The organism is Rhodoferax fermentans, assembly GCF_002017865.1.
Taxonomy (GTDB): Bacteria; Pseudomonadota; Gammaproteobacteria; order Burkholderiales; family Burkholderiaceae_C; genus Rhodoferax; species Rhodoferax fermentans.
In genome coordinates, this window is record NZ_MTJN01000002.1 from 1,213,951 (window position 1) to 1,238,813 (window position 24,863).

General features: G+C 62.1%; 27 protein-coding genes, 1 tRNA gene and 1 pseudogene. 12 read left to right on the top strand and 17 right to left on the bottom strand.

Features of this window, described 5'->3' with window-relative positions; genetic code table 11:
• Window positions 1-70: 70 nt before the first annotated feature.
• The gene (locus RF819_RS05895; protein WP_078364114.1) at window positions 71-1,078 is read right to left on the bottom strand and encodes a zinc-binding alcohol dehydrogenase family protein; all 1,008 of its coding nucleotides are present in this window, start codon (window positions 1,076-1,078) and stop codon (window positions 71-73) included.
• 101 nt (window positions 1,079-1,179) lie between these two features.
• Here RF819_RS05895 and RF819_RS05900 point away from each other — a divergent pair, with 101 nt between their 5' ends.
• The 3 genes from RF819_RS05900 (at window position 1,180) to grxD (ending at window position 2,846) form a co-directional block, all read left to right on the top strand.
• The gene (locus RF819_RS05900; protein ID WP_078364115.1) at window positions 1,180-2,076 is read left to right on the top strand and encodes a LysR family transcriptional regulator; all 897 of its coding nucleotides are present in this window, start codon (window positions 1,180-1,182) and stop codon (window positions 2,074-2,076) included.
• Between the two features lie 119 nt (window positions 2,077-2,195).
• Window positions 2,196-2,429, top strand: a complete 234-nt coding sequence (locus RF819_RS05905) for a SlyX family protein (RefSeq protein WP_078364116.1) — start codon at window positions 2,196-2,198, stop codon at window positions 2,427-2,429.
• Window positions 2,430-2,522: 93 nt separating this feature from the next.
• On the top strand, window positions 2,523-2,846 hold the full coding sequence (gene grxD / locus RF819_RS05910) for a Grx4 family monothiol glutaredoxin (RefSeq protein ID WP_078364117.1): 324 nt from the start codon (window positions 2,523-2,525) through the stop codon (window positions 2,844-2,846).
• Window positions 2,847-2,861: 15 nt separating this feature from the next.
• Here grxD and RF819_RS05915 read toward each other — a convergent pair whose 3' ends face one another.
• Together RF819_RS05915 and RF819_RS05920 are read right to left on the bottom strand one after the other, a co-directional pair.
• Entirely contained in the window at window positions 2,862-3,371 is a 510-nt protein-coding gene (locus RF819_RS05915; RefSeq protein ID WP_242472919.1) for a lytic transglycosylase domain-containing protein, read from the bottom strand.
• Between the two features lie 195 nt (window positions 3,372-3,566).
• Window positions 3,567-5,309: a proline--tRNA ligase gene (locus RF819_RS05920; protein WP_078364118.1), complete on the bottom strand. Its 1,743-nt coding sequence runs from the start codon at window positions 5,307-5,309 to the stop codon at window positions 3,567-3,569.
• Between the two features lie 92 nt (window positions 5,310-5,401).
• Here RF819_RS05920 and RF819_RS05925 point away from each other — a divergent pair.
• Window positions 5,402-5,924 (top strand): annotated as a pseudogene (locus RF819_RS05925) (RNA pyrophosphohydrolase); the annotation flags it as partial.
• A gap of 87 nt (window positions 5,925-6,011) precedes the next feature.
• Window positions 6,012-6,521 (top strand): CNP1-like family protein, encoded by a 510-nt coding sequence (locus RF819_RS05930; protein ID WP_078366796.1) that lies wholly within the window; start codon window positions 6,012-6,014, stop codon window positions 6,519-6,521.
• A 91-nt stretch (window positions 6,522-6,612) separates the two neighbouring features.
• On the opposite strand, the gene proB is transcribed toward RF819_RS05930, so the two are convergent.
• The 4 genes from proB to rplU all read right to left on the bottom strand — a co-directional run bounded on the left by proB (window position 6,613) and on the right by rplU (window position 9,531).
• Complete coding sequence (gene proB / locus RF819_RS05935; RefSeq protein WP_078364120.1) at window positions 6,613-7,752, bottom strand: glutamate 5-kinase; 1,140 nt, start codon at window positions 7,750-7,752, stop codon at window positions 6,613-6,615.
• Window positions 7,753-7,807: 55 nt separating this feature from the next.
• Window positions 7,808-8,881 carry an Obg family GTPase CgtA gene (gene cgtA, locus RF819_RS05940; protein WP_078364121.1) on the bottom strand — a complete coding sequence of 358 codons (1,074 nt, stop codon included), beginning with the start codon at window positions 8,879-8,881 and terminating at the stop codon, window positions 7,808-7,810.
• 65 nt (window positions 8,882-8,946) lie between these two features.
• On the bottom strand, window positions 8,947-9,207 hold the full coding sequence (gene rpmA, locus RF819_RS05945; protein WP_078364122.1) for a 50S ribosomal protein L27: 261 nt from the start codon (window positions 9,205-9,207) through the stop codon (window positions 8,947-8,949).
• A gap of 12 nt (window positions 9,208-9,219) precedes the next feature.
• Window positions 9,220-9,531 carry a 50S ribosomal protein L21 gene (rplU, locus tag RF819_RS05950; protein ID WP_078364123.1) on the bottom strand — a complete coding sequence of 104 codons (312 nt, stop codon included), beginning with the start codon at window positions 9,529-9,531 and terminating at the stop codon, window positions 9,220-9,222.
• A gap of 242 nt (window positions 9,532-9,773) precedes the next feature.
• Between rplU and RF819_RS05960 the strand changes: the two genes are divergently transcribed.
• The 3 genes from RF819_RS05960 to RF819_RS05970 all read left to right on the top strand — a co-directional run bounded on the left by RF819_RS05960 (window position 9,774) and on the right by RF819_RS05970 (window position 11,669).
• On the top strand, window positions 9,774-10,703 hold the full coding sequence (locus RF819_RS05960; RefSeq protein WP_078364125.1) for a polyprenyl synthetase family protein: 930 nt from the start codon (window positions 9,774-9,776) through the stop codon (window positions 10,701-10,703).
• Between the two features lie 21 nt (window positions 10,704-10,724).
• Window positions 10,725-10,801: transfer RNA gene (locus tag RF819_RS05965), tRNA-Pro, on the top strand.
• A gap of 202 nt (window positions 10,802-11,003) precedes the next feature.
• Window positions 11,004-11,669: a DUF3047 domain-containing protein gene (locus RF819_RS05970; protein WP_158081237.1), complete on the top strand. Its 666-nt coding sequence runs from the start codon at window positions 11,004-11,006 to the stop codon at window positions 11,667-11,669.
• A gap of 95 nt (window positions 11,670-11,764) precedes the next feature.
• On the opposite strand, the gene selD is transcribed toward RF819_RS05970, so the two are convergent.
• Window positions 11,765-12,853, bottom strand: coding sequence for a selenide, water dikinase SelD (selD, locus tag RF819_RS05975; protein WP_078364127.1), 1,089 nt, complete (start codon window positions 12,851-12,853; stop codon window positions 11,765-11,767).
• Between the two features lie 136 nt (window positions 12,854-12,989).
• On the opposite strand from selD, the gene RF819_RS05980 reads away from it, so the two are divergent.
• On the top strand, window positions 12,990-13,931 hold the full coding sequence (locus RF819_RS05980) for an HDOD domain-containing protein (protein ID WP_078364128.1): 942 nt from the start codon (window positions 12,990-12,992) through the stop codon (window positions 13,929-13,931).
• 19 nt (window positions 13,932-13,950) lie between these two features.
• Here the strand turns inward: RF819_RS05980 and RF819_RS05985 are convergent, their stop codons facing one another.
• The 7 genes from RF819_RS05985 to RF819_RS06015 all read right to left on the bottom strand — a co-directional run bounded on the left by RF819_RS05985 (window position 13,951) and on the right by RF819_RS06015 (window position 20,851).
• Window positions 13,951-14,922, bottom strand: coding sequence for a hypothetical protein (locus RF819_RS05985; protein WP_078364129.1), 972 nt, complete (start codon window positions 14,920-14,922; stop codon window positions 13,951-13,953).
• Between the two features lie 10 nt (window positions 14,923-14,932).
• On the bottom strand, window positions 14,933-16,327 hold the full coding sequence (locus tag RF819_RS05990; protein ID WP_244899875.1) for a vWA domain-containing protein: 1,395 nt from the start codon (window positions 16,325-16,327) through the stop codon (window positions 14,933-14,935).
• On the bottom strand, window positions 16,320-17,429 hold the full coding sequence (locus RF819_RS05995; RefSeq protein ID WP_078364130.1) for an AAA family ATPase: 1,110 nt from the start codon (window positions 17,427-17,429) through the stop codon (window positions 16,320-16,322). Before RF819_RS05995 ends, RF819_RS05990 begins: the two co-directional genes overlap by 8 nt.
• Window positions 17,430-17,458: 29 nt before the next feature.
• On the bottom strand, window positions 17,459-18,466 hold the full coding sequence (locus tag RF819_RS06000; RefSeq protein ID WP_078364131.1) for a hypothetical protein: 1,008 nt from the start codon (window positions 18,464-18,466) through the stop codon (window positions 17,459-17,461).
• A gap of 100 nt (window positions 18,467-18,566) precedes the next feature.
• Entirely contained in the window at window positions 18,567-19,586 is a 1,020-nt protein-coding gene (locus RF819_RS06005) for an Ldh family oxidoreductase (RefSeq protein WP_078364132.1), read from the bottom strand.
• 68 nt (window positions 19,587-19,654) lie between these two features.
• Window positions 19,655-20,374 (bottom strand): helix-turn-helix transcriptional regulator, encoded by a 720-nt coding sequence (locus tag RF819_RS06010; RefSeq protein ID WP_078364133.1) that lies wholly within the window; start codon window positions 20,372-20,374, stop codon window positions 19,655-19,657.
• Between the two features lie 99 nt (window positions 20,375-20,473).
• Window positions 20,474-20,851, bottom strand: a complete 378-nt coding sequence (locus RF819_RS06015) for a VOC family protein (protein WP_078364134.1) — start codon at window positions 20,849-20,851, stop codon at window positions 20,474-20,476.
• A gap of 105 nt (window positions 20,852-20,956) precedes the next feature.
• Here RF819_RS06015 and RF819_RS06020 point away from each other — a divergent pair, with 105 nt between their 5' ends.
• Window positions 20,957-21,397, top strand: a complete 441-nt coding sequence (locus RF819_RS06020; RefSeq protein WP_078364135.1) for an acyl-CoA thioesterase — start codon at window positions 20,957-20,959, stop codon at window positions 21,395-21,397.
• Here the strand turns inward: RF819_RS06020 and RF819_RS06025 are convergent.
• Entirely contained in the window at window positions 21,387-21,878 is a 492-nt protein-coding gene (locus RF819_RS06025; protein WP_078364136.1) for a hypothetical protein, read from the bottom strand. The two genes, RF819_RS06020 and RF819_RS06025, sit on opposite strands and share 11 nt — an antisense overlap.
• A gap of 48 nt (window positions 21,879-21,926) precedes the next feature.
• Window positions 21,927-22,559 carry a protein phosphatase CheZ gene (locus tag RF819_RS06030; RefSeq protein ID WP_078364137.1) on the bottom strand — a complete coding sequence of 211 codons (633 nt, stop codon included), beginning with the start codon at window positions 22,557-22,559 and terminating at the stop codon, window positions 21,927-21,929.
• A gap of 232 nt (window positions 22,560-22,791) precedes the next feature.
• On the opposite strand from RF819_RS06030, the gene rpoH reads away from it, so the two are divergent.
• Together rpoH and RF819_RS06040 are read left to right on the top strand one after the other, a co-directional pair.
• On the top strand, window positions 22,792-23,733 hold the full coding sequence (rpoH, locus tag RF819_RS06035) for an RNA polymerase sigma factor RpoH (protein ID WP_078364138.1): 942 nt from the start codon (window positions 22,792-22,794) through the stop codon (window positions 23,731-23,733).
• A gap of 100 nt (window positions 23,734-23,833) precedes the next feature.
• Entirely contained in the window at window positions 23,834-24,841 is a 1,008-nt protein-coding gene (locus RF819_RS06040) for a Bug family tripartite tricarboxylate transporter substrate binding protein (RefSeq protein WP_078364139.1), read from the top strand.
• Window positions 24,842-24,863: the final 22 nt, after the last annotated feature.

Sequence of the window (24,863 nt, forward strand, 5' to 3'; positions counted from 1 at the left end):
ACATCCGCCCCAAGGGGCCAAGCACCGAAGACTCAAGCCAGCCATCACCACCCGGTGCGGACAAGTCCCCTCAAAAGCCTTCCAGCACAATCTTGCCGCGCGCCTTGCCACTCTCGATCAGCGCGTGGGCGCGGCGCAGATTCTCCGCAGTCACCAAACCAAAGTGGTCCGCCAGCGTGGTTTTGAGGGTGCCGGCGTCCACCAACTGGCTGACCCGTTCCAGAAGTTCGTGCTGGCGCACCATGTCGGGGGTCTTGAACAGCGGCCGGGTGAACATCAGCTCCCAGTGCAGCGAAATGGATTTGCGTTTGAGGGGCATCACATCCAGTTTGGCCGGATCATCGATCAGGGCCAGTTTGCCCTGCGGTTTCAAGGCCAAGATGATCTGATCGGCGTGCTGGTCGGTATGTGTCAGGCTGGCGACCAGATCAACTTCCTCGATGCCCAAACGTTGGAGCTCGTTGAACAGCGGCAAGCTGTGGTCGATCACCATATGTGCGCCCAGGCCCAGCAACCAGTCGCGGGTTTCTGGCCGTGATGCGGTGCCGATGACCCGCAATTGGGTGAGTTGCCGGGCCAGTTGCACCAGGATCGAGCCCACACCGCCGGCGGCGCCCACCACCAGCAGGGTTTGACCTGCGCCACCGCCCTCGGGCACACCCAGTCGGTCAAACAACATTTCCCAAGCGGTGATCGCGGTCAGCGGCAAAGCAGCGGCCTCGGCCTGGCTGATGGAGCGCGGTTTATGGCCCACGATGCGTTCGTCCACCAGGTTGTACTCGGCATACGAGCCCGGGCGGTCAATCACACCGGCGTAAAAGATCTCGTCCCCTGGTTGGAACAAGCTGACATCGGCACCCACCGACTCCACCGTGCCCACAGCATCCCAGCCCAGCACACGCGGCTCTGGCGTGGGGACGTTGCGGCGCAGCTTGGTGTCCACCGGGTTGACGGCCACCGCGTGGATCTTGACCAACAGGTCACGCGGGCCGGGCTGGGGAACGGGCAAATCTGTCTCGAACAGGGCTTGTGGGTCGCTGATGGGCAGACCATGCTGGTGATAAACAATCGCTTTCAAAGGAGACTCCATGGGTTTGGGAACAAGCTGTCGACTGTGACAGCGAAACACCTGACAATAAAGCGCTTTGCCATTGGAACTGTTTCAACCAGCATTTGAAAATGATCGCCCTGCAAGACCTCCAATTCCTGGTGCGTGCCGGGCGCGCGACCAGCCTGTCAGAAGCAGCGCGGGCCACCGGTATCTCGCCGGCCGCAGGCAGCGCGCTGGTCAAACGGCTGGAAGCCGAGCTGGGCATCAAGCTGTTTGTGCGCTCTACCCGCAGCCTGCGCCCCAGTGCGCAGGCGCTGGCCTTTCTGGCCGAGTGTGAGGAGGGCCTGGCGCGGATCGAACTGGCGCGCGAAAGACTGCAGGCCGGGCGCCAGGTGATGCGCGGGCGCATCCAGCTCTCGCTGCCTTCGGATCTGGGGCGCAACCAGGTGTTGACCTGGTTACATGCGTTTCGAGGACGTCATCCTGAGGTGAGCCTGGGGCTGCAGATCTCGGACCGGATCGCCGAGGTCTACCGCGAACAGGTCGATGTGGCACTGCGTTATGGTGAACCCAAGGATTCAAGCCTGGTGGCGCTGCCCATCGCACCGCACAACCAGCGCGTCTTGTGCGCCTCACCCGCCTATCTGGCGCAACACGGGCGCCCGCAGGAGCCCAAGGACCTCAAACAGCACAACTGCCTGAGTTTTATGCTGAGTGACCGCAACCACGACAACTGGCAGTTTGTGCGCGACCAGACCAAGCTCACCGTGCGGGTCACTGGGGCCATCCAATGTGACGACGGTGACGCGGTCCGGCATCTGGCGCGCATGGGCGCGGGCATCGCCTACAAATCGCGCCTGGATGTGCACCAGGACCTGAAGCAGGGAACCCTGATCGCTTTGTGCGAAGACTGGCAGGGTGAACCTGCACCGCTTTACATGGCCTGCCCCGACCGCAGTCAGCTGCGACCACCGGTGTTGGCGCTGCGCAGCTTTTTGATCGAGAAAATCAACGCCCTGGATTGAGGCCGCCTCCACACGAGTGACATGCCTGTTGCCCTGGGTTGAACCATGTAACAGGTGCACTGTTGGACAATGGGTGACTTGTGCCGTTTGGCTGTACCAACCCTCTTTGAACCAACACCATGCCAACCACCACCCCCGCCCTGCCCGCCGATGTCAGCGACCGCCTGACCAATCTGGAGATCAAGGCCAGCTTTTCTGAGGACCTGCTCGACAAACTCGACCAGATCATCATCCGCCAGCAAGATCAGATTGATCGCCTGACACAAGAGCTGCAATGGCTGCGCCAGCAGGCGCCAGCGGAAGGTGCGGCCACGCCACGCAGCCTGCGTGATGAGCTGCCACCGCACTACTGAGCCACAGACCCCGCGCGTATCAGGGTTATCCGGCCTGGCCGCCTGGTTGAAAGTGAAATAATTGCGCCCATTCTTTTCCGAGGACACCACCCCATGAGCGACACCCAACAACGCATTGACGAACTGGTCAAGCACAACGACATCCTGCTGTTCATGAAGGGCACCGCCAGTTTTCCCCAGTGTGGTTTTTCAGGTCGCGCGATACAGGTCCTCAAGGCCTGTGGTGTGGAACCCAAGGCCATCACCACCGTCAACGTGCTTGAGGACGCCGAGATCCGCGAAGGCATCAAGGGTTACAGCAACTGGCCGACCATTCCGCAGCTCTACATCAAGGGTGAGTTCATCGGCGGCTCCGACATCATGATGGAGATGTTCGAGAGCGGCGAGCTGCAGACCTTGCTGGGCAAACCGGCCTGAGTCAGGCCAGCCTGCTCAGTGCTCCCACAGACGCCGCGCGCCGAGCACGGCGTCCGGGTAGGGCGACTTGCCACGCGAGCCGTTGTAACGCCCCAGCGCCATAAACAGGTTGCCGTTCTCGCGGTCGAGGTAGTGGCGCAAAATCACGCAGCCAAAACGCAGGTTGGTCTGCATGTGGAATAACTTGCCAGCATCACCATCCCCCAGCAAACGGGTCCAGAACGGCATCACCTGCATGTAGCCACGCGCGCCCGCACTGCTCACCGCAAATTTGCGGAAGTTGCTCTCCACCTGGATCAGACCCAGCACCAGCGCCACATCCAGGCCAGCGCGTTTGCTCTCGTACCAGACGGTTTGTAGAAATTCCTTGCGGGTCTCGAAATCCGTTTTTTTCTTCTTGAGCCGTTCACTCATGGTGCCGAGCCAACGCAAGTAGTCCAGGCGCGATTCGGTGTCCACGAACTCGGGCACCGGCGGTGCATGGTTGGTCACGGCCGAACTCAGCGCGGTGCGCACCGAATCCATCAGCGGCTCTTCGGCCTGGTTGCCGGCCCAGGATTGCTCTTGAATAATGAGCAATCCAAACCCAATGGACAAAGGCCAGGCACCTAAAACCGTCTTAACAAGCTGCCGTCGACCGGGCAGCACCGGGTGGTCAACGCCCATCAGCATCAGACCGCCAGGCACCCACCCGCTTGTCCAAGCGCCATGTCGACCCCGTCACACCTTGAGCTTGGCGATCAGCAACGCGGCAACCTCCGCCAGTGGCACCGCAGTGGCAGCGGCATCACGGCGGTGCTGGTACTCCACATTGCCTTCCTTGAGGGCGCGGTCACCGATGTTGACGCGGTGTGGCACACCAATGAGTTCCCAGTCGGCAAACATCGCGCCTGGGCGTTCACCCCGGTCATCGAGCAGCACGTCCACCCCTGCCGCCAGCAACTCAGCGTACAGCGACTCGGACGCCGCCTTAACCTCAGGGGATCGGTCGGCGTTGATCGGGCAGATCACCACCGTGAACGGCGCCAGGGCGTCGGGCCAGATGATGCCGCGCTCGTCATGGTTCTGCTCGATGGCCGCTGCGGGCAGGCGCGTGATGCCAATGCCGTAACAACCCATTTCCATCAGTTGCGGCTTGCCGTTCTGGTCGAGGAAAGTGGCTTTCATCGCCTGGCTGTATTTGGTACCGAGGTAGAACACATGGCCCACCTCAATGCCGCGCTCAATCGCCAGCGGACCTTGGCCGTCGGGTGAGGCGTCACCCGCCACCACATTGCGCAGATCAGCCACCATGTCGGGCTCAGGCAGGTCCCGACCCCAGTTCACGCCGGTGATGTGGAAGTCGGCTTCGTTCGCGCCACAGATCCAATCGGCCATCACCGCCACCTCGCGATCCACCACCAGTTTCACCGGTTGCAGCAGATTCAGTGGCCCCAGGTAACCGGGTTTGCAGCCAAAGTGGGCTTCAATCTCGGGCACCGTGGCAAAACGGAAGGCCGACAGGCCCGGCAGCTTGCCGACCTTGACCTCGTTCATGTCGTGGTCACCCCGCAGCAGCAGCAGCCAGACCTGGGTCTTGATCACTTCGCCAGTCTCATTGAGCGTGTCGGTGGCCAACACCAGCGATTTGACCGTGGTCTGCAACGGCACACCCAGCAACTCGGCCACATCGGCACAGGTGCTTTTGCCTGGTGTCGGTGTCTTGGTCAAAGCCTGCGAGGCGGCCGGACGCGGGCCAGCCGGTGCCAGCGCCTCGGCCTTTTCCATGTTGGCGGCGTAATCGCTGTTGGGGCAATACACGATGGCGTCTTCACCGGTGGCGGCAATCACCTGGAATTCTTCACTCAAGTCCCCACCGATGGCGCCACTGTCGGCGGCCACCGCGCGGTAAGTCAAGCCAAAACGGTCAAAAATGCGCCGGTAGGCCTGCGCCATGACCTGGTAGCTGGCCTTGGCGGACACTTGGTCACGGTCAAAGCTGTAGGCGTCTTTCATGATGAACTCGCGCCCACGCATCAGGCCAAATCGCGGACGACGCTCGTCGCGGAACTTGGTCTGGATCTGGTAGAAGTTCTTGGGCAACTGTTTGTAGCTGCGAATTTCCTGGCGCGCGATGTCGGTGATGACCTCTTCGCTGGTCGGCTGCACCACAAAGTCATTGCCATGGCGGTCAGCAATACGCAGCAGCTCCGGCCCCATCTTCTCGAAACGACCGGTTTCCTGCCAGAGCTCGGCCGGCTGAATCACTGGCATCGAGAGCTCCACCGCCCCTGCGCGGTTCATTTCTTCACGCACGATGGCCTCCACCTTGTGCACCACACGCAGGCCCATCGGCATCAGGGTGTAGATACCGGCGCCAAGCTTTTTGATCATGCCTGCGCGCATCATCAGCTTGTGGCTGACCACTTCGGCATCAGCCGGCGCTTCTTTGAGGGTGGAAATAAAGAATTGGGAGGCTTTCATGGGGACGATTCGCGATATGTCAGGGTAGCCACTCTTGATGCTAGGCAAACGCTGTGCATAATGGCCACAATTTTAAAATTTGGGGTTTGATTATGCTTGACCGAGACGGCTTTAGGCCGAACGTCGGCATCGTCCTGCTCAATCAGAAAAATCAGGTGTTTTGGGGGAAGCGTATCCGTACGCACTCCTGGCAGTTTCCGCAGGGGGGCATTGATCGGGGGGAAACCCCTGAGCAGGCCATGATTCGGGAGCTGCACGAAGAAATCGGGTTGCAACGCGAGCATGTTCGTATTGTGGCCCGCACCCGTGACTGGTTGCGCTATGAGGTGCCAGACCGTTTTATCCGCCGCGATTCACGCGGCTTCTACAAGGGCCAAAAACAGATCTGGTTTCTGCTGCAGCTGGTGGGCCACGACTGGGATTTGAACCTGCGTGCCACCGACCACCCGGAGTTTGATGCTTGGCGCTGGAACGACTACTGGGTTCCACTGGATGCCGTGGTCGAGTTCAAACGCGAGGTGTATGTCACTGCCCTGACCGAGCTGGCGCGTTATCTTCCGCGCAACGAACACCGCAACCGTTTTTTACGTCAGGGCATTCGGCCGCCCACGGCGGAGTCCGTCGGCGAAGATTCGTGCAACGGCCCCTTGGACTTGCCGCCGAACGCAAGCTGGGAACCCGATTCACAAACTGGAAATGAACATGTTTGACAAAAATCGCGTCGCGCGCTGGTGCGCGCCCGCCCTGCTGGGGCTCTTTGCCCTAACCCTGAGCACCCGCCTCCAGGCCCAGGTCGCACCAGACGACCCTGAGTGGAAAGAGCTTGATGCCCCGTCACCGCCTGCGTTCAGCACGGACAAACTGCTGCCGCTCGACATGCCGCCCTATGTGTCTGTGAAATTTGGCATCGACCCGGGCACACTGAGCATCGGGGTGGACGGCATCGTGCGTTATGTGGTGGTGACACGCAATACCAGCGGGTCGGTCAACGCGATGTTCGAGGGCATCCGCTGCGGCACCGGCGAAGTCAAAACCTACGCACGCGCCAATGACAAGGGCGTGTGGTCGACAGTGACCGAGCCGAAGTGGCGCGTGTTTACCGACAACCTGCCGTCCAAACACGCCTGGGTGTTCGCCCGTCAGGCCGCTTGTGATGGCCGGGCTACAGCCGCCAGCAGCACAGCGGACATCATCAAAGCGTTGAAAAAATAGCCTGGGCGTCGGCTTGCCGTCCCGCAGACGGCAAGCCGCCTTTGTCCACCCAGCGACAACAGTAACGCGGCAAACGCCGCCCAGACGGGGTTCAGGGACGGCTCAGCACCATGTTGTCGCGGTGCACCATCTCGGGCTCGGCCGAATAACCCAGCAACTTCTCGAACTGGCTGGATGGCTTGCGGCAGATCAGCCGGGCTTCGGCGCTGGCGTAGTTGGCCAGGCCACGTGCCACCTCCAGACCATCGTCAGAGCGGATCGCAATCACATCACCACGCGAAAAATCACCGTCCACTGCGGTCATGCCAATCGGCAACAGGCTGGAGCCGTCGCTGCGCAACTTGTGCACCGCCCCAGCGTCCACGGTGACCGAGCCTTTGAGCTGCAGATGGTCGGCAATCCACTGTTTGCGTGCCTGGGTTTTTTGGGTCGGCGCAATCAGCAGGGTGCCAATCGATTCGCCCTGACACAGACGCAACAAGGCGTCGGACTCTCGACCCCAGGCGATCACGGTGGAAGCACCGGAGCCCGCCGCCCGTTTGGCAGCCAGGATTTTGGTGATCATGCCGCCACGCCCCAGGCTGGAGCCCGCGCCACCAGCCATGGCTTCGAGCGCCGGGTCACCGGCCTGCGCCACATGCACAAACTGTGCGGCCGGGTCTTTGCGGGGGTCAGCGGTGTAAAGGCCTTTTTGGTCGGTGAGAATCACCAATGCATCGGCTTCCACCAGATTGGCCACCAGCGCACCCAAGGTGTCGTTGTCGCCAAACTTGATTTCGTCGTTGACCACGGTGTCGTTTTCATTGATGACCGGTAACACACCGAGCTTGAGCAAGGTCAGCAAGGTCGAGCGTGCATTCAGGTAACGCTCGCGATCGGCCAGATCGGCGTGGGTCAGCAGCACCTGGGCGCTGCCCAAGCCGTTTTCTCGCAACTTGGTTTCGTACATCTGCGCCAGGCCCATCTGGCCAACGGCGGCAGCGGCCTGCAACTCGTGAATTTCTTGCGGGCGGGTGGTCCAGCCCAGGCGTTTCATGCCTTCGGCAATGGCTCCGCTGGAGACCATGATGACCTCGCGGCCCTGACACACCAGCAAAGACATCTGGCGGCACCACTCGCCAATGGCGGCTTCGTCCAGGCCTCGGCCTTCGTTGGTGACCAGGCTGGACCCCACCTTGACCACCACACGGCGCGCGTCACGCAGGATGCTGGCATCAAAATCTTCAAGCATTTTCAGGCTCCAGCCCTTATTAAATCAGGGCAAGTAGCTATATGAACAATAGCAGTTAAATCGGATCCACATCAGCGGCAAAACGCGGGTCAATCACCTCGGGTGCCGACTCGATTTTTTGCTGGGCACTGATGTGCTGGTACACCGCCTTGATCAGCGGCTCACAGCCTTCGCGGGTCAGCGCTGAGATCTCGAACACCGGCCCTTTGTATTTGAAACGTTTGACAAAGTCTTTGATCAACGCGGCGCGCTCTTCGAGCGGCACCATGTCGAGTTTGTTAAGCACCAGCCAGCGTGGTTTGTCGAACAGCTTTTTGTCGTATTTTTTCAGCTCGTTGACAATCGCCTTGGCCTGCGCCACGGTGTCAATGGCATCGTCAAACGGCGCCATGTCGACCACATGCAACAACAAACGGGTGCGCTGCAGATGGCGCAAGAACAGATGGCCCAGGCCCGCACCTTCGGAGGCGCCTTCAATCAGACCCGGCAAATCCGCCACCACAAAACTCTGTTCCGGCCCGACCCGCACCACACCCAGGTTCGGGTGCAAGGTGGTGAACGGGTAATCGGCAATACGCGGACGCGCGTTGGACACCGCAGTGATCAGGGTCGACTTGCCCGCATTGGGCATGCCCAGCAGACCCACATCGGCCAAGACCTTGAGTTCGAGCTTGAGGTTGCGCTTTTCACCGGGCCAGCCCGGTGTTTTCTGGCGCGGTGCCCGGTTGATAGCGCTCTTGTAACGCAGGTTGCCAAACCCACCGTCGCCGCCCTTGGCGATGGTGATCACCTCACCCGGTTTGAGCAGCTCAAACAAGACCTCGCCGGTTTCTGCGTCGGTGATGATGGTGCCCACCGGCATCTTCAGGGTGATGTCGTCCCCGGCCGCGCCAAACATGTCGGAGCCCATGCCGTGTTGGCCACGTTGGGCGTCATAACGACGCGAAAAACGGAAATCAACCAGGGTGTTGAGGTTTTCGTCGGCCACCGCAAACACATGGCCGCCGCGCCCGCCATCGCCGCCATTGGGGCCGCCAAATTCCTTGTACTTTTCATGCCGAAAAGAGACGCAGCCAGCGCCACCGTCTCCAGCAGAGACATCAATGTAGGCTTCGTCAACAAATTTCATGATGGGGGCTTTATAAACGAAAAACCCCGCGCCGCGCGCAGGGTTTTGTGGGGACTGCCAGCTGATTAAGCTGCCGCTGTCACGCTCACGGTACGCCGATTCAGCGCACCCTTGGTCTCGAACAGGACATTGCCTTCAACCAACGCAAACAGCGTGTGGTCTTTGCCAATGCCAACATTCACGCCGGGGTGGAACTGGGTACCACGTTGGCGCACGATGATCGCGCCAGCGCTGATCAACTCACCACCGTAGGACTTCACACCGAGCATCTTGGGCTTGGAATCGCGCCCGTTTCGCGTTGAGCCGCCGCCTTTTTTGTGTGCCATGACTCTTGCTCCTTATGCAGAAATCGCGCCGATCAACAGTTCGGTGAACTGTTGGCGATGCCCTTGACGCTTTTGATAGTGCTTACGACGGCGCATCTTGAAGATGGTGACCTTGTCGTGTTTACCATGTGCCAACACTGTGACACTGACTGTGGCGCCGGACACCAAGGGCGTGCCAACCTTCAACTCTGCGCCGCTACCGACTGCCAGAACCTGGTCAAACACAATCTCTTGGCCAACGTCCGCAGCAATCTGTTCTACTTTAATTTTTTCGCCAGCAGCAACTCTGTATTGTTTGCCACCGGTTTTTATGACCGCGTACATATGAACCTCTTTGTATAGATCTTCACGAACGGATTTTCGCGAAGCCCAGCATTATGCCATAAGCCCGTGATTTTGGCTTGTGGGGCTTTTGCAGCAAGTGGTTGACGCTGTCACGTCGGCTTGACATAACGCACTGGTTTGGCTCGATGAGCTTTCTATAATCTGCGCACATTACCGAGCCAACCGTCTTGCAAGCCACCAACACCCCCTCCTCCTCTTTGTTATCGGTCATCGCGCCTGACATGCGTGAGGTCGATCTGGTCATCAAGCAACACCTGGACTCGGATGTTCCGCTGGTCGGGCAAGTCTCACGCTACATCATCTCCGCAGGCGGCAAGCGGCTACGCCCGGCCTTGCTGCTGCTGATGTGTGGCGCCTTGGGTTTCAAGGGCGCGCAGCGCTTCAGCCTGTCGGCGGTCGTGGAATTCATTCACACCGCCACCTTGTTGCATGACGACGTGGTCGACGAATCGGCACTGCGCCGTGGCAATGCCACCGCCAACGTCACTTTCGGCAACCCCGCCAGTGTGCTGGTCGGTGACTTTTTGTACTCACGTGCCTTCCAGATGATGGTTGACGTGGGCAGCATGCCTGTCATGAGTGTGTTGTCAGAGGCCACCGTCGTGATCTCCGAAGGCGAAGTGCTGCAGCTCATGAACATGCACAACGCCGAACTCGATGAAGAGGGTTACCTGCAGGTGATCCGCTCCAAGACGGCCAAACTGTTTGAGGCCAGTGCCCGTGTCGGCGCCATCCTGTCTGGCGCCACGCCTGAGATGGAAGCCGCCTGCGCGTTGTACGGGCAGGCGCTGGGCACCGCGTTCCAGGTGATCGACGACGTGCTGGACTACACCGGCGATGCCGCCGTGATGGGCAAGAACCTGGGCGACGACCTGCGCGAGGGCAAAGCCACCCTGCCGCTGATTGCCGCCATGCAGCGCGGCAACGCCGAACAGCGCACGGTGGTCAAACTGGCCATCGAAAACGGCGACGTCTCTGCCATCGACCAGGTGGTGAGCATCGTCAAGGCCACCGGTGCGCTGGAGGTGGCACGCAAAGCCGCCAGCGACGAGGCCGCCCGTGCCGTAGCCGCCGCCGAACAATTGCCCGATGGCCCACACAAAACGTGTTTGCTACAATTAGCGGCTCAGCTGTTGGACAGGCAGTCTTAAGCCACCCAGCAAGCAGAATTTCGGAATGTAGCGCAGCCTGGTAGCGCACTTCGTTCGGGACGAAGGGGTCGGAGGTTCGAATCCTCTCATTCCGACCAATCACTCAAACGGGTTGACTCTAGATACGAGTCGACCCGTTTTTTTTGACTCACAACAGCGTCTCATCCTGTGTCAGGGCCTCCACCTATGCCTCGGACTGGTCGAACAAAAACTCTGATTTTTATAGCTGCTTGCGCTTTGACGACAAGGGCTCAGGCCGTTTTTTCGCAATCAAACACGGCAACCGCCCCCGCCTCGATGGTGACGCCACCCCCACTGGCACCGTTTGCGGCGGAGTCTTCGCCCGGTCTGAACCCGGCCTGGCGTCTCAGCGGTTTACCCGGCAACCGGGTGGCGTTAACCCAGTTTGAGCCGGGCCTGGTGCAGGGCGAGTCGGCACTTCGGATACGCACCCAGCAGTCTTACGGCGTGCTCACCCACAGTTGGCGTGGCACAGCACCGGCCGACCTGGCCTGGCGCTGGCAACTGGTACAGGGTCTGGCGCAGGCCGACATCCGCACCAAAAACGCAGACGATGCCGCGCTGAAGGTGTGCGTGATGTTTGATCAACCACTGCACGACATTCCTTTTGTTCAGCGTGTGAGCTTGTCGCTGGCACGCGCCGCTTCCGGGCAGGCCTTGCCCAGCGCCACGCTGTGTTACCTGTGGGACAGCCGCTACCCAGCGGGCACACGCGGCACCAACCCCTACAGCGCCCGGGTGCGTTACATCGTGCTCAACGGTGTTGAGACCACGCCGGGGCAGTGGGTGGACCAACGCAGGCGCCTGGCCGACGACTTTGCCAGCCTGTTTGGTGATGAGAGTGCAGTGATGCCGCCGGTGATCGCGATTGCAGCGGGCGCCGACAGCGACAACAGCGGCGGCGACAGCCTGGCCTACCTGGCCCGGCTGCGCTGGGTGGATTGACCATTCTTTTGCCAAATTAGCTCCTAGACCTTATTGAATAAGGGCTAAGAGCTACTTAATTCATAGCATCTGCCGTTACCCGAAAACAACTGAACTCAGCGCAACACCAGCTTGGCACCCGCAGTGGCAGCGGTGATCTCCCCCACCTCACACGCATCCCCAAAACCCAGATCACGGAACACCGCCAGCACCGCATCCACCGCCTCAGGGGCACAACTCACCAGCAGGCCACCACTGGTCTGCGGGTCGGACAACAAGGCCTGGTCGACCGCCGCAAAGTCCGCAGGCAAGGCCACCTCGGCACCATAGGCCGCCCAGTTGCGGCCAGAGGCCCCGGTGATGTTGCCCGCCAGCGCCAAGTCACGTGCACCGGGCAGCAGTGGCACCCGACGCCAGTCCAGCGTGGCCGTCAGACCCGCACCCCGCGCCATTTCCAGCGCGTGCCCGGCCAGCGCAAAACCGGTGACATCGGTCATGGCATGCACCCCCGGCAAAGCCGCCAGCAACGGGCCGGGCGTGTTGAGCTGGGTGGTGACCGCCATCATCTGGGCATAACCGGCGGCGTCCAGGTTGTTCTTCTTGAGCGCCGCCGACAAGATGCCCACGCCAATGGGTTTGCCCAGAACCAGCTTGTCACCCAGGCGGGCGCTGGCGTTTTTCTTGACCCGGCTCGGGTGCACCAGGCCCAGTGCCACCAGGCCATAAATCGGCTCGACCGAGTCAATGGTGTGGCCACCAGCAATCGGGATGCCCGCCGCGCGGCACACGCTGGCGCCGCCTTCCAGAATCTGGCCAATGGTCTCGACCGACAACACGGCAATCGGCATGCCCACCAGCGCCAGCGCCATGATGGGTGTGCCGCCCATCGCGTACACGTCGCTGATGGCGTTGGTGGCAGCAATGCGGCCAAAGTCAAACGGGTTGTCAACAATGGGCATGAAAAAGTCGGTGGTGGCAATCAGCGCCTGCTCGTCATTGAGCTGGTACACCGCCGCGTCGTCGGCGGTCTCGATGCCCACCAGCAGCTCCTTGGGGATGGGCATGGCGCTGGTGCCCTTGAGGATGCTCGACAACACCCCGGGTGCAATCTTGCAGCCGCAACCACCACCGTGTGACAGGCTGGTCAGGCGTGGCTCGGCGGGCTTGTTGCCAGAAGGCGGGGTGCTGGGCGCAGGGTGTGTCATGACGAATCCGGTTCAAGTATCCAAAACCTCATTATCCGGCGCCAGCTGCCGATAAAAAATATAGCAATGACCCCAATGCTTGACTGGTCTGCCAGCTGAGCAGATACTCCCGCCCACCCATCACACGGAAACTCCGATGACAGATCAGAAAGAGCTGCCTGGCGCGTTGGAGGCTGTACCGGTTGTCCCAACGCCACAACCCGTGAACTTTCTCAAGGTGCCTTGGCCCCACATTGGCGCCTGGACCCACTATTTCCTGCGCGCCGACATCCCGGTGCTGGCCGCCACCGCGCGGGCGCTCGAAGAGTTGCGCGCCATCGAGGACGAGGTGGACGCCAACATGCTCACCCCGGTGATCCAGGTTGACCCGCTCATGACACTCAAGGTGCTGGCCTATGCAGCCAGCCTGCGCAAACCCAGCCAGGCCACCGAAACCGAGTCGATCACCACCTCGCTGGTGCTGATGGGTATCTCCCCTTTCTTTCGCCAATTTGGCCCGCAACGCACGGTCGAAGACTGGCTGACCGACCAACCCGAGGCCAAAGAAGGCCTGCAGAAACTGCTACGAAGAGCTGAGCGTGCTGGCCATTTTGCGCTTGGCTTTGCGGTACATCGGGGTGACACCGACGCGACCATCATCCACCAGGCCGCGTTCCTGCATGACTTTGCCGAGATGCTGATCTGGCTCCACGCCCCCGCGCTGGCGATCCAAATCCGCGACGCCCAGGCTGCCGACGCCACACTGCGCTCACGCGCCATCCAGCGCGAGGTGCTGGGCGTAGAACTCACAGACTTGCGCCAAGCCTTGATGAAACTGTGGCGCCTGCCCGAGTTGCTGATCAGCATCAGCGACGACCGCCATGCCGAACGCAGCAACGTGCAATGTGTGGTGCTGGCGGTTCGCCTGGCGCGCCACACCGCTCTGGGCTGGGACAACGCCGCGATACCCGACGACATCGACGACATTGCCAGATTGCTCAACACCACCCCACGCGTCGCCCGCCTGTTCTTGAACAAGATCGACCACCCGATCCTGGAAGCCGCCTCGCTGACGGACCAGCCCCCCAGCCACAGCTGAACAGCCAGCACAGGCCGGATCAGCCCGGTTTGGGCCCCTTGTCAGGTTCACGCTGGCGCCACCAGCTGCGGGCACTGGCGCGGCGTGGCCAGGGCGGGATCTCGAAGCGCGGCAGATCCTGCGTCATGAAACTGATGGCAATCAACACCGTGGGCAGCTGGTAGACCACCGTCCACAAGCCCGGAATGTCGTCAATCGCCAGCCGCGGCATGGCCAGCACGGTGATCAGGATGCAGATGGGTGTCAGCAGCGGGATGGCCCGGCGCCACACCACCCGCCAGCGCGCCAGCCAATGCGCGTCATGAAACTCCGCAGGTGGCGCCGCCAGCGTCTGCGCCAGATGGGTGGCCACACGATCCAGCGCAGCCTCGGCGCGGCGGGTGCGCTGGTCGGGTGTGCCGCGCAGGCGGAACTTGCCGCTCCAGCCCTCGCGCGTGGCGCTCAGCGGCGACCAGGCCCAGCCCAGAACCGCCAGCAGGTCCTGCGGGATGTCCAGCACCTGGCCCGGCGGTGCGCTCAGCAGCACATCGGCCGAGACACTGCGCACCGGTGACACCGTCATCGTCAGGCTCAGGTCACCCACCTGCACCACCGCGCTGCTGAGCACCGGCGCTTGTGCCTCTGACTGCAAGGCATAGTGCCGCGCGATGGCAAACCCCTCGCCCAGCGCAAAGTGTTGCCCAGCAGGCACCGCATCCACCTGCTGCAACAGCTGTGCGGGCTCAGCGCCGCTGGCCGTCAGGCGGGCCCGCAGGCCACTGGACAGCACCAGGGTGCGGGTCAGGCGGTAGCTGCTCTGGCTGACCTTTTCCAGCGCCAGCAACTCGGACAGACCGGCCAACCCAGGCGCGTCGGCAGCACGGTCCCTTGGCTTGAACACCACCCGACGCTGGATGCGGTCGCAGGCGGGCAAATCCACCTGTCGGCCACTGCGGCTGAACGGCGCCACCAGCGCCAGGATGTCATGGTGGGTCAGAGGGGTGGCGGTCATGGCTCGGACCTCAGCTCAGCACCAGTTGGCGACCAAAGGGGGGCGCCATCAACGCTGCCATTTGCGGCACCGCCCAGAGCACCGGGCAACGCGGCCGATGGCGCGCCGGGCCGTCCAGGTCGGTCAGCACCACAATGATGTCGGGCACATGGCGCTCGGCTTCTTCGAGCAGCGGGGTGAAATCGGTGCCACCACCGCCTTTGAAGTCGAGCTGATCCAGTTTGAAGCGGCCGGGTTCAAAACGCAGCACCTGGCGCACACGGTCATCCCCCAACACCAGCGTCACACCTGCGGCCAGGCGCCGGGTGATGGCGCTGATCTCGCGGCCAAAACGCTGCAGCAACTCATCGTCGATGGAACCCGACACATCCACCACCAGAACCAGACGCGGCACGGCACGGCCTGGGCTGGTGCCCGGCTCAAACGGCATACGGTGATGCGGGCCGCTGCGCCCCTGGTTGGCCAGGTAAGAGCGCGAGGGGCGCGACCAGGACAACTCAGGCTCATGCGAGAGGCTGCGCGCCAGCTGGGTGCGCAAGACCTGCTCCCACGGCGTGCGGGATTTGGGCAGGTCCGCCATCAGGCTGCGCAACATCGAGTGGGCGCCGTCACCCGCATGGGCGCGGGTGAGGCGCTCGCACCACTCGCGGGCCAGCTCGGCCTGGGATTCGGGCGAGCCCAGGGTCTGTTCGCTGGGCACCAGATCACGCTGTGTAGGGCGGCCCATGGCTCGGGCGCGGGCGGCGCGCTGGCCATCTGCGTTTTGGGATGGGCCACTGGCAGCTGCAGTCTGGCCTGCGGCGCTGGGCTGTCGGCTCGACTGGCCTTGGTTGGATGGCTTGTGCGCTGCAGCGCTGCTGTGGCTCTGAACCTTGCCCTTGTCTGGCGCGGCGCCACGGTCATCCAGCGCGCGGTAGAGGGTTTCCACATCCCATTGCAGCAGGGCCTTGTCGACCGGCAGGTCCAGCTGAAGCGTGGTTTTGAGCAGCTTGTCCAGATACACCGCATCCTGTGGCAGTTGCAGCCAGCTCAGGTGACTCAAGGCGCTGTTGACAATGGCATCGGCGCAGAGGTTAAACAGCGCCAGGTCCACATCACCCAGCAGCTGCTGGAGTACCAGGTAACGCTGCGGATGCCGCAGCGCAATGTGCAGCACCTCGTGCGCGACGTGGCCCACCTGCTCGGGCAAGGGCAGCGCCTCAAAGCGTTCGCTATAAAAAATGGTGCGACCATCCGTTACCAATAAAGGGCCAGAGGCCCAAAAGGCTTGTAACTCCGAGACGTTCTGGTGCTTGACCCAGAGCGCCAGCCCACCGGTGGACGGCGCAAACTCCACCATGCGCGCTACCGCGCGCGTGCCACGGTGGCGGTAGAGCGCCTGAGGCTCGGGCAAGTCGTCAGCCACGCGCTGCCTCTTTGGCGCGCCGCTCGGTGTAGCGGGCATACACCGGGCTGTCGAGGATGGCGGCCTCCAGCCCACTCTCCAACGCGCGCTGCATCAGCAGCTCCATGGCCAGCGTCTGGCCTTCCACAATGGGCAAGGCCGTGCTGCTGCGGATGTCGGCAAACTGCTCAATGATTTCCAGCGCCCGACTCACGGTACTTTCTTCGCGGCAGGCGGCCAGCAGGCCGTAGATGGTGCCGTAGAGCCCATCCAGCGTCTTGGGCAACAGGGCCACCGTCTCGGCGCCGCGTTTGGCCGCCAGCAGGCGCACCACATCCACCGCAGCCTGGATTTCACGCAGCACCCCAAAAAACTCGGCGGCATTGGCAGCACCAATACGACCCTGCACCAAGATCCGCTTGGTCGCGTCTGACAGGCCTGACTTGAGCACGTTCGAGATGTCTTCCCAGCCGCGTGGGCTGGCGCCAATCAGGTAATCGTTGGCCAATTGAGACTGGGTGTCGTCGAGCTTGTCGGGCCGCACCCGTAGGTAGGCCATCACCTCGGGCGCGAAGTCCTTTGACAGGGCGTGGGCCAAAAAAGCGTCGATCACCGTCTGCACATTGAAATGGAACATGCGGTCGGCCAGCGCGGTGCCCATGTCGTTGCTGACCGCGTCGTGAAAGCTGGCGTTGCCCGCCGCAATCACCTGCCAGCCATCGGGCAGCACATAGTTGCCGACACGCCGGTCCAGGATCAGCGAGTAGGCCGACACCTGCAGCCGTTTATCGGCCGCAGTGAGTTCGTCCAGAAACAAAATGCCCGCAGGGTCGGATGTTGAGGGCAAAAACTCGGGCGGAAACCACACGGTTTTGGCCAGGGTGTCGTCGGCATAAATGGCCCCCCGGATGTCGACTGGCTCAATGGTGGTCAGGCGCAAGTCCACCAGCGGCACCTTGAAGTGCTCGGCCACCTGACGCACGATGGACGACTTGCCCACACCCCGCGTACCCCACAACATGGTGGCGCGGCGGCGCAGGGTGGCGTCCGCGTACTGCTCGATCAGCGCGGCCTTGGCCGCAGCGATGGAGACCGGTGGGATGTTCATGGGGTTGCCAAGCATGGTCTGACCTTGTTCTTGTTCGAGGAATCTCAGGGCGCACCACCGGGCGCGGTGGTCGCGGACGTGGTTGGGTGTGGGCTGTTGACCAGCGTGTCAACGGGCGGTGTGGCCCACCAGCTGGCCGCCGTCAGGCGCCGGGGTGGGCGGGGCAACTCAAAACTGGGCATCTCGCGCAGGCAAAAGCCCCATAACAGCAACAGGGGTGGCGCGTTAAAGATCAGCATCCAGTAGACCGAGTTCTGCGCAATACCGAGGTAAGGCACGGCCAGTGAACCCAGCACCAGCCCCAGCAGAATCAGCAACGGCACCGCCCGCCGGGCAGCCACCCGCCAGCGTGCGCCAGCCTGTTGCTGGTGGAACAAAGACGGCGGCTGGGCCAGGGTCTGCGCCACATGCCGGGCCGCCAACTCCAGCTGGTTCACAGCCAGACGGCTACGCTCAGAATCGGAGCCAGGCAAACGCAAGCTGCTGCGCCAGTTTTTGGGGTGGCGCGTCAGCCGCGCCCAGTGGCGGCCCAACACCTGCAGCAGGTCGTCGGGCAAGTCAATGGCTGCGTTGGCGGTGAATTCCAGCTCGGCCGGGTAACCCTTCACTGCGGGCATCTTGAGCCGCAGGCTCAGGCCCTGTACCTGTACTTCGGCACTGCTGAGCTGCAGGGTGTTGGTCGGCAACACCAGTCGGTGGTTGCAGGCCATGCACCAGCCGTCGCCCGAGCGAAACAGGGGCTCGGGGGCCAACGCCTGCAGCCCAGCAAGCAGGCTATCCACATCGGCCCCTTCGGTCTGCAGGGTGGCCTGTAAACCTGCAGGATGGACCACGATGCGGCGCAGCACAAAGCGGGTCTCACTTGGGCAGTCCAACTCCAGCCGGTCCGTCAGCGTCGGGGCGGAGGCCGAGGGGTTGGGGCAGGTCTCGGGCTTGAACACCAGGCAGCGCTGGACACGGTCGCTGCCAGCCAGATCCAGCCGACGACCGCTTCGAGTGAACGGCTCGATCAGCCCGAGGATCTCGTGGTGGGTCAGCGGTGAAGTGGCCATGCTCAGCTCAACAGGAGACTCCGGCACCCGAGGTGCCAAACCGTCGCCAACTCATCCACAACACAGCAGAAAAAAGCATCGGCAAATTATGCCCGTGCCTCTAGATAACCACACCCACTTCGGCCAGCTGGGCCACGATGTCGGCATGTAATGGCACACCCTGGACCAGGTTGGTGTCCCGGCTGGCCCAGCCACGTTCACCTGGCCAGGTGAACGGTGCAGCGACCTCACCCAGATGACCCAAATAGTCAGTCACGCGCCGGGTCAGCACCTCCAGGCCACCAAAAGCCTCAGGGTTGAGGGCGACGAAGAGTTTGCTGGCATCCGGGTCGATGCCGCTGCGGTCACCGGCAGAAATTTCGTTGCCAAAGGCGCCACCGCCAAGGGCAGCGGTCAGCAGCTCCATCACCAGCGCCAGCCCGGCACCTTTGTGGCCACCAAAGGGCAACACCGCACCCGCCAGAATCGCCTTGGCGTCGGTGCTGGGTTGCCCTTGCGCATCCAGGCCCCAGCCCGGGGGGATGGCCTGGCCCTCACGCAGGCTGGTGCCCACCTTGCCCACCGCAGCCTGACTCATGGCCATGTCCAGCACCAGCGGCGCATCAGCGTCGGCACGCGGGATGGCCACCGCCAGCGGGTTATTGCCCAGCACCCGGCTGGTGGCACCCCAACCCGCCATGGTCGGCATCGCGTTGGTGGTGCACAGGCCGACAAAGCCCTGGCTCGCTGCGCGGCTGGCATAGGCATGGGCGCGGCCCCAGTGGGTGGTGTGCACCGCCAGACAGGCGCCGATGCCAAACTGGCGTGCGCGGTTGACCGCATCGTCCATGGCGCGGCAGGCGGCACTGCGACCCGGGCCGTTGTCGGCATCAAGCATGCTGGTGGCGGCAAATTGCCTCGTGAATTGGATATTGGGTTGTGCCTTGACCCGACCATCCCTCAAAGCAGCCAGCAGGCCCGGCAACATGCGCACCCCGTGCGACGGCACGCCCAGCAGGTCGGACTCAACCAAAATCTTTGCCTCAAGCTCGGCCAGATCGTTGGGTACACCGGCAGCTGTGAGGGCGTTGGTGATCTTCTGGCAGAGCACGGGAAAGCTTATACGGGTGGCGGCGTTCATGTCGGGTATCTCAGAGGGGTAAAGCGGGCATTTTCAGACATGGTGCGCCGTGCGCCATACTGTCAGCGTCAGGCAGTGCCATCCAGCTTGTCTTGTGTACCAGCGGGTGCAGCGGCGCGCAGGTAATCGGCCAGCCTTTTGCCCGCTTCGTCCTGGAACTGCCCGACCTTGCCGTCGATCACCTGCAGATGGCTCATGCGGTCCAGGCGAAAGCTGCGAAACCCGTGGCGGTGCTCGCACCACGCCGCCAGTGTCCAGACCTTGCCCCAGTAAAAACAGCCCAGCGGGCGCAAGATGCGCTGTGTGATCTGGTCGGTGGCGTCGCGGTAGTCAACCTGCACCTTGTGGCGTGTTTGTGTCGCTTCTCGCAGTGTTTGCAGGGTGATCTGCACTGACGGCTCCAGCCCAACAGGTGGCGCATAAACGGCCATGCTTTGCGCAGCCGCCCGGGCCGCTGCGGGTAACACCGACAGAATTTTCCCCAAAGCCACTTGAGAGGCCTGCGCCAGTGCCGGGTCTTGCCAGACCTGGGCCATGCGCACCGAGGCCACCAGGGCACGCGCTTCGTCCAGCGTGAACATCAGCGGTGGCAGATCAAAGCCCTGCCCCAGCCGGTAACCCACACCGGCCTCACCCTCAATGGGCACACCCTGGTGCTGCAGGTCGGCCACATCGCGGTACACGGTGCGGGCCGACACCTCCAGCCGTTGCGCCAGATAGGCCGCCGTGCTGAGCCGCCGCCCACGAATGAGTTGAACGATCTGGAACAGGCGGTCGGCACGGCGCATGGTGGTTGAACGTTTGAGATACTTTTTGTGCTCTGATCCTCATGATACATGGGCAGATAGCTCTTAAAAATGCAGCAACATCAGGCCGCAGTGCGCTTGTCAGCCCAAGGCATGCAATCCCACCCGGTTGCCATCCAGATCCGTGATGTGCGCAAAATAGCCCATGCCAGGCGGCAAGGCCTGGCGCGACAGCACCACCTGGCCACCCGCTGCCACCACACGTGCCAAGGCGGCATCCAGCGCAGGTGAAGCATCCAGATACACCAGGGTGCCACCATTGGCCAACGCTGGCGCACTGGGCCCCATCATCAAGGCCCCACCAACACCACCACCTGCGTTGTCGTATTCAAAAACGGCGCCCTGTGACGGCCCCATGGCCTCGCGGCGCATTGGGCGACCCAGGACAGCCTCGTAAAAAGCCTGGGCCTGATCCAGTTGAACCGTGGGGATTTCGAACCAGCTGATGGCGTTTGTCATGGCGTACTCTTTGGAAGTTGAAGAAGCCCTGATGATGCGAGGGGGCTGCTGACAACGTGGTGTCAGTGGTCAAATCAACAACTCAACCACCTTTGAGGCAGCGCCATGGCACGTATCCACATCCAGCTTCCTGAACAGTTCGCTTTTGCCACCGAGATCACGCTCTACCAGAGCCACATGAACTACGGTGGCCATCTGGACAACGCGCTGCTGCTCACCCTGGTCTCAGAGGCGCGGGTGAGGTTTTTCAAAGCCCTGGGTTACACCGAGCTGGATGTGGAAGGTGTCGGCATCCTGGTGGCCGATGCGGCGGTGCAGTACCGCTCCGAAGCGTTTTATGGCGAGGTCATGGTGGTGCAGATGACGGCAACCGACCTGGGCGCCAAGGGTTGTGACCTGGTGTGGTGCATGCGGGAACAAATCAGCCAGCGCGAGGTGGCGCGTGGCAAAACCGGGATTGTGTTTTTTGACTACAGCCGCCGCCAAGTAGCGCCAGTGCCCACCGCCTTTTGTGACCGGCTGGCGGGCCTGTCGCTCAGGGAATGATGATGTCGCGGTCGCGTGCACATTCCGGTGGCTCGCCATAACCGGTGGAGCGCACCTGCAGCTCTTGTGAGATCTCGACCTGGAACCACTGGCAGAAGTGGTTTTCGTAACGGTAGCTCCAGACCTCACCGCGCGAGCGCCCCAGCCCCTGGATGTGGCTGGCACGGCCCAGCAGGTCACGCACCTCTTGCTGTGACAAGCCAGGGGTGATGCGGGCGAAGTTTTCTTCGGTCAACACCTGCGCGGCCTTGATCACCCGGCCATCGGGGCCGAGATCCACAAACCAGGTGTGGTGCCCCATCGGGCCCCGGGGAAACTCCAGCCGGGTGCCGGTGGCCATCTCTCGCTGCTTGTCAGGCGGCCCCATCTGGGCCACCAGCTGCGCCTGGGTCAGATCCTTGACATTGGCTGGCGGCGCGTAGCCGCTGCAGGCGCTCAGAAGCGACACACAGATCAGACTGAGGGCGGAAAAACGCAACATGGCAAATCCTCGGTAACGCAAAGAGCAAATTGTGCCGATGGGCCTGGCTCAGAACCCCAGTGAGGCCAACAAGTCATCCACATCGGTTTGTTTGAGGGCGTTTTCTGCGGTTTGCGGGCCATCGAGCTTGTGGGTATCCACCGTGACAGGCTCCACTTGGGGCGTATCCTGGGTGGCCTCGGCCTGGGGCGCACTGTCGACCAACAGGTGCACCAGCTGCATCTCGGTGCGGTTGATGATGTCGATGACCTTTTTGATCACCTGGCCCGACAGATCCTGAAAATCCTGCGCCATCATGATGTCACTGAGCACCTCGGCCTGCCCCTTGGAAAAGCCGCCGGTTCTCTCGACAAACTTGCTGCAGACCACCAGCAGACCACGCGCCTTTTGCAGCGTCAACTCTTCTGAGCGGGCAAAGCGGGCCAGAGATGCACTGAGCTCGACGGCGCGGCCAGACAGATCGTCACAGGCGGGTTTGGCGGTTTCAACCAGCGTGAGCACCTTGTCGGCAGCGGCCTCGGTCATCTGACCCACATACGCCAGCCGATCCCGGGCATGCGGGATCTCTTCCACAATGTCATGCAAATGGTTACTGCCCAATAAGGTCAGTGCCTCGTGCATTTCCCTGGTAATGGCACCCAGTCTGGCGTAGGCCTCTTCTTTGCTTAACGGCGTAGGCATGGGAATGAATTCAGCTGTTGAAGGCAGTATTAGACCTCAAGCCATCGTGCCTCTGCACGTTCAGGCGGCCACAGCTGCAAATATCCTTGCCTTGGCGCAACACCGGGCGGGCCAAGCCGCCAGCCGCAGCCTGCCCCCATACCCCCAACCGTTTTGCGCAATTGAACTTTATTATTAGCACTCTCTCCAAGGGAGTGCTAATATTTGCACGTTCACCCATAGGAGTACTGGCATGACAACGCACACTGGCAACCCAAGCACCGCGCTGACCCTGGCTAACCCCTGGGCGCTGGTGCCTGCGCTAGGCAATCTGGATGCCTATATTTCGGCGGTCAACCGCATGCCCATGCTCACCCTCGAGGAAGAGCAGGCTTTTGCGCGCCAATACCGCATCAACAACGACCTGGAAGCCGCCGGAAAACTGGTGCTCTCGCACCTGCGCCTGGTGGTGTCCACCGCGCGCCAATACCTGGGCTACGGCCTGCCGCATGGCGACCTGATCCAGGAAGGCAACGTCGGACTGATGAAGGCCGTCAAACGTTTTGACCCCGACCAAGGCGTGCGCTTGGTGAGTTACGCGCTGCACTGGATCAAGGCCGAAATCCACGAATACATCCTGAAAAACTGGCGCATGGTCAAGGTGGCCACCACCAAGGCGCAGCGCAAGCTGTTTTTCAACCTGCGTTCGATGAAACAGCGCTTTCGCAGCGAAGACGCGATGGCCGACCTTGACTCGCACCGCGACACCCTCAACGACAGCCAGATCGACGCGATGGCCACCGAGCTCAACGTCAAGCGTGAAGAAGTGATCGAGATGGAAGCGCGTCTGTCCGGCGGAGACGTGTTGCTCGACCCGAGCCCGTCCGACGACGGTGAAGACGCTTTTGGCCCGATCTCTTACCTGACCGACGCCGCGCACGAACCCACCGCGATGATCGAAGCGCACCACCGCGACGTGTTGGCCAGCGACGGCATCGCCCAAGCGCTGGCCACGCTGGACGACCGCAGCCGCCACATCGTTGAAGAACGCTGGCTCAAGGTCAACGACGACAACTCGGGCGGCATGACCCTGCACGACCTGGCCGCCGTCTACGGCGTCAGCGCTGAGCGCATCCGCCAGATTGAAGTGGCGGCCATGAAAAAGATGAAAAAGGCCCTGGTTGAATTTGCCTGAACCAAGCCGCCAGCGCCTGTAACGGCGCGCCGATAATCACCCCACCTGCCGCCAATACGCTGGCACGTGGGGTTTTTTCATGTCTGTACGGGGCTTTCAGATGACATCTTTCCAACGTCGCAAGACTCTGCTTTTTATAGCTATCAGCGCTCTATCTACCTGGGCCAGCGGGCTGGACTTGGGGTCTCGCCAAAATGCCGCACCAACCCCGGCCTGGCCAACGAAAACCGTGCGCATCATTGTTGGTTTTCCGGGCGGCTCCTCACCCGACCTGACCGCACGCACCCTGGCCGAGCCGCTGTCCAAGGCGCTGGGCCAGCCGGTGATTGTGGAAAACAAGGTCGGTGCGGGCGGCAACATCGGTGCCGACTATGTCGCCAAAGCCACCGACAACCACACGCTTGGCCTGATGATCAACGGCAACATGACCACCGCCAAGTTGCTCAACCCCACGCTGGCCTATGACCCGTTGAAAGACCTGCAGCCGGTGTCGCTGGTGGGTGTCTCGCCGCTGGTGCTGACCGCGCCCCTGAACGCGCCGGGCGCCACAGCGGCCGAGTTCTTCAAGGCCGCCAAAGCCGCCGGTGACAGCTGGAGTTACGGCTCGCCCGGTGTGGGCACCATCGGCCACATCGGCATGGAGCTGCTCAAGTCACGCACCGGCATGAAAGTTGTGCATGTGCCCTTCCCGGGTTACGCGCAGGTGGCCAGTGGCATGGTGGGCGGGCTGCTGCAGCTCTCGATGCTGCCACCTGCCCAGGCCATCGCCCAGGTCAAGGGCGGCAAGTTGCGCGCGATTGGTGTGACGTCGAGCGGGCGCAGCAGCCTGGCACCCGATTACCCCAGCATGAGCGAGGCCGGTGTACCCAACTTCAACCTGGAAATCTGGAACGCGGTGGCCGCGCCCAAGAGCCTGCCCGCGCCCGTTGTGGCCAAACTGTCCAAACTGGTCAGCGAGATCAGCCGCAGCCCCGAAGTGCGGCAAAAACTGTTTCAGCAAGGCTGGCAGGTGGTGGGTTCGTCGCCCGAGGGGCTGGCCAACCGCATCCAGGCCGACACGGCGCTGTTTGGTGGGGTGATCAAGACGCTGGGAGTCAGCAACGACTAAGTGGCGGCCAGCGGCAGTTTCG